Source organism: Calidithermus terrae, assembly GCF_003574345.1.
GTDB classification, from domain to species: domain Bacteria; phylum Deinococcota; class Deinococci; order Deinococcales; family Thermaceae; genus Calidithermus; species Calidithermus chliarophilus.
In genome coordinates, this window is record NZ_QXDL01000291.1 from 1 (window position 1) to 4,051 (window position 4,051).

General features: G+C 72.8%; 1 protein-coding gene and 1 pseudogene. One reads left to right on the forward strand and one right to left on the reverse strand.

Going from position 1 to position 4,051, the window contains the following annotated elements; all coding sequences use genetic code 11:
* Positions 1-61 precede the first annotated feature (61 nt).
* A complete protein-coding gene (locus tag Mterra_RS19485) occupies positions 62-2,137 on the reverse strand; it encodes a molybdopterin oxidoreductase family protein (protein WP_119316635.1) in 2,076 nt (691 codons plus the stop codon).
* 527 nt (positions 2,138-2,664) lie between these two features.
* On the opposite strand from Mterra_RS19485, the pseudogene Mterra_RS19490 reads away from it, so the two are divergent.
* A pseudogene (locus tag Mterra_RS19490) lies at positions 2,665-4,051 on the forward strand (hypothetical protein); the annotation flags it as partial.

The following is a 4,051-nucleotide window of genomic DNA, read 5'->3' on the forward strand; positions in this document are numbered from 1 at the left end:
CCCACGAACAGCACCCCCCTGCCCCTCAGGTCCAGCATCACCGGGTAGTACATGGCTCCTCCTAGTCGGCCGCCGCCACGACGGCTTCAGGTCGGGCGACCGGCGCGAGATTCACGGCGGCTACCTTGAACTCGGGCATCTGGCAGATGGGGTCGAGCACCGGGTTCATCAGCCGGTTGATGGCTTGTTGCCCGTCCCAGTGGAAGGGCACGAAGAGGGTGTCGGGGCGAATCCTGGGGTTGTGCCTGACCCGGTAGCGGGCGCTGGCGCGCTGGCTGCTGACCTCGGCCAGCTCACCCTCGGCGAGCCCCAGGCGCTGGGCGGTCTCGGGGTGGACCTCCAGCAGCGGCTCGGGGTACTTCTTCGTCAGGCGGCCCAAGCGGCGGGTGTGGTTGCCGGTGAGGTAGTGGTAGAGCACCCGCCCGGTGGTGAGGTAGAGCGGGTAGTGGGCGGTGGGCGCTTCAGCGCTGGGCTGGAAGGGGGTGGGGCTGAAGCGGGCGCGCCCGTCGGCGTGGGCGAAGCGCTCGGCGAAGGGCCGGGGCGTGCCGGGGTGGTCTTCGGAGGGGCAGGGCCAGAACAGCTCCTCCCCGGCCTCGAGGCGCTCCCAGGTGATGCCGTAGTAGTCGGCCTTAGCACCCCGCGTGGCCCGGCGCAGCTCGTCGTAGACCTCTTTGGGGCCGCTGTAGCTGAAGTATTGCCCCGCCCCCAACCCGGCGGCGAGGGCACAGAGGATTTCCTGGTCGCCCCTGGCCCCGGCGGGGGGAAGGCGCACCGCCCGGCGCAGCACCACGCGGCCCTCGAGGTTGGTCGTGGTGCCGTCCTCCTCGCTCCACAGCGCGCCGGGCAGCACCACCCTGGCGTGGCGGGCGGTCTCCGAGAGGAAGGAGTCGATGACCACCAGGTGCTCCATGCGCGCGAGGCTCTCGCGCACCCGGTCCGAGCGCGGGGAGGAGGGGATGGGGTTCGAACCCATCACCAGCATCCCCCGGATTTCGCCTCGAGCGACGGCCTGCAAGATCTCGAAGGCCGAGTACCCCTTGCCGGGGAGCCGCTCGGGCCCGACCCCCCACACCCTGGCGACGGCCTGGCGGTCGGCGGGGTCTTCGACGTCGCGGTAGCCCGGCAACTGGTCGGCCTTCTGGCCCATCTCGCGCCCGCCCTGGCCGTTGGCCTGGCCGGTAAGGGTGCCAAATTCGGCCCCCAGCGCCAGCGCCAGGTTGATGAACGCCAGGCTGGTGGCGACGCCGCGCGAGTTCTGGTCGGCCCCGCGCCCGGTGAGGATGAGGGCCTTGCGGGCGCCGGCGAGCAGTTGGGCGGCCTGCTCGACCTCGTAGGGCAGCAGCCCGCAGACCTCTGCGGCCCAGGCCGCCGTACATCCCTGCACGGCCCTCAGGGCCTCCTTTAGCCCCCGGGTGCGCCCGGCGATGAAGCCGTGGTCGAGCCGCTGGTCCCTGGCGAGCAGGTGGAGCAGGCTGTTGGCGAGGGCGAGGTCGGTGCCGGGGCGCGGGGCGAGGTGCAGGGCGGCGAGGTTGGCGGTGGTGGTGCGCCGGGGGTCCACCACGATGAAGCGGGTTCCGCCCTCCCTGGCCCGCTGCAGATGGGGCATCAGCATGGGCAGGCACTCGGCGGCGTTGGAGCCCACCATCAGGATCACGTCGTACCGGGGGAGGTCGGCGAGGGGGCGGTTGAGCCCCCGGTCCAGCCCCAGCGCGCGGTTCTGGGCCGCTGCCGCCGCCGACATGCAGTAGCGCCCGTTGTAGTCGATGTGCGGCGTTCCCAGGGCCAGCCGGGCGAACTTGCCCAGCAGATAGGCTTTCTCGTTGCTCAGGCTGGCCCCGCCGTACACCGCGTTGGCGCTCTCGCCGTGCTCGGCGGCGACGCGCCGGAAGCCCTGCACGGCCACCTCCAGCGCCTCTTCCCAGCTCACGGGCTCGAGCCGTTCACCCTTGCGCACCAGAGGGGTCCTCAGGCGATCGGCGTGCCCCAGCAGCTCGCCCGACGTCAGGCCCAGCACGCAGAGCTTGCCCCCGTTGACGGGGTGGGGCAAGGGTTTGACCGTGCCGTCGGCGTGCAACTGCATCGCGCACTGCATGGCGCAGAAACAGCAGTGGGTGGGGGTGCCAGGGGCGGTCTCCATACGTTGTGTTCAGGGATAGGAGGCTAGCCTCCCATGCCGGGAAGTATAGGGGTGGTGCTGCAAACTGTCAACAATTTTTTTGACACCTGCCTAAAACCGTCCAAACGACTCGCATAGGATAGATCAACAATGCGCAAACCGTTACGCAATTTTTTAACACATGTCAAAAGTACAAGGTGCAAAATTGATTCCAGTGAAAACCGGTTGCCGGAATTGCCGAGGGGCCGGTGACCGGGAAGGGCCCAGGCCCGGCGCTCCGCTGAGCGGGCCTGCCGGCAGAGGGGAGGGCGGCCGGGGCAGGGCATGGATTCGCCCCGGCCCGTTGGTCACTTGGCACTAGCCCCACCCGCGAACGGTTCTACACTACGAGTCGTGAAGGCCGCTCGAGTGCCCCTTCCTGCCGCCCGCCGGCCCTGGCCGCGGCCCTGGCCCTGGCCCTCGCCGCCTGCGACCCGAAAACGGGCGCGCCCCCGCCGCCCAAGCCCCAGCCCGACCTGGCCCTGGCCCTCAGCCCGCAGAGCCTGGCCTTGCTGCCGGGGGAGTCGGCCCGGCTGACCCTCACCCTCACCCCCTCCGGGGGCCTGCGCGGGGTGGTGGGGCTGAGCCTGGTGGACGGGGCGGGCAACCCGCCGCCGGGCCTCGCCCTCTCCCCCGGCTTCGCCGAGGTCGCCTCCGACCAGCCGGTGCAGCAGGCCCTGACCCTCAGCGCCGCCGCCGGGGCGCTGCCCGGGGGCTACAGCCTGAAGGTCCGGGCCACCGCGCCCGGCCTGGCCCGCGAGGCCGTCCTCGCGGTGGCCGTGAACCCGCCCCCCGGCTCCCCGGACGCCGCCTTCGGCGACGGCGGGAGGGCGGTGTCCGACTTCGGGGGCAGCGACCTCGCCTTGGCCCTGGCGCTGCAGGGCGACGGCCGGGTGGTGGTCGCGGGCTACAGCAGCCGCGCGGGGGAGCTCTCCGACCACACCGCGGTGGCCCGCTACACGGCGTCCGGCGCGCCGGACGCCTCCTTCGGCGCGGGGGGGAAGGCGCTGGCCGACTTCGTCCCGGGGCACCCCGACGAGCGGCCCGAGGCGGTGGCCCTCCAGCCCGACGGCAAGGTCCTGGTGGCGGGCAACCTCTACGACTTCCAGGGGGCCGCCACCGGCTTCGGGGTGGCCCGCCTCGGCCCCGACGGCCGCCCCGACCCCTCCTTCGGCTCGGGGGGCGTGACGTGGGTGGACTTCGGGCGGTACGGCGTCGCCAACGCCCTGGCCCTCCAGGCCGACGGGAAGGTGCTGGTGGCCGGCGTCGACACCGACCGCTCCGACTTCCTGCTGGCGCGGCTGAACCCCGACGGCCGCCCCGACCCCTCCTTCGGCTCGGGGGGCACGGTCGTGACCGCCTTCGGCGGCTCCTCCTCCGGCAGCGGCTCCTATGTCCTCCCGCGCCTGGGCCTGGCCCTGCAGCCCGACGGCAAGGTCGTGCTGGCCGGCAGCACCGTGAACCGCGAGGGGCGCCTCGACGTCGCCCTGGCGCGCTACCACACCAACGGGGCCCCCGACGCCTCCTTCGGCTCCGGGGGCAAGGCGACGTTCTCTTACGCCCAGACCGACCACGTCGTCACCGCCGTGGCCCTGCAGCCCGACGGCAAGCTGCTGGTCGCGGGCTGCCTCGCGGAGGAGCGCTCCTCCGGCTCCTGGGCACAGCCGGTGCTGGCCCGCTTCAGCGCCTCGGGCGTCCCGGACCAGGGCTTCGGCCGGGGGGGCTGGGTGCGGCTGGACCTGCCCGGCGACTACGGGATGTTCATGGGGGTGGCCGTCCAGCCCGACGGCAAGGTGGTGGCGGCGGGGTTCGGCCGCGCCGCCACCTACGGCCTCGACGGGGTGCTGGCCCGCTACAACCCGGACGGCAGCCCCGACCCCCGCTTCGGGGCGGGCG

Coding starts and splice junctions, on each gene's coding strand:
- Mterra_RS19485 (WP_119316635.1), bottom strand. CDS start 2,137: ATGGAGACCGCCCCTGGCACCCCCACCCACTGCTGTTTCTGCGCCATG.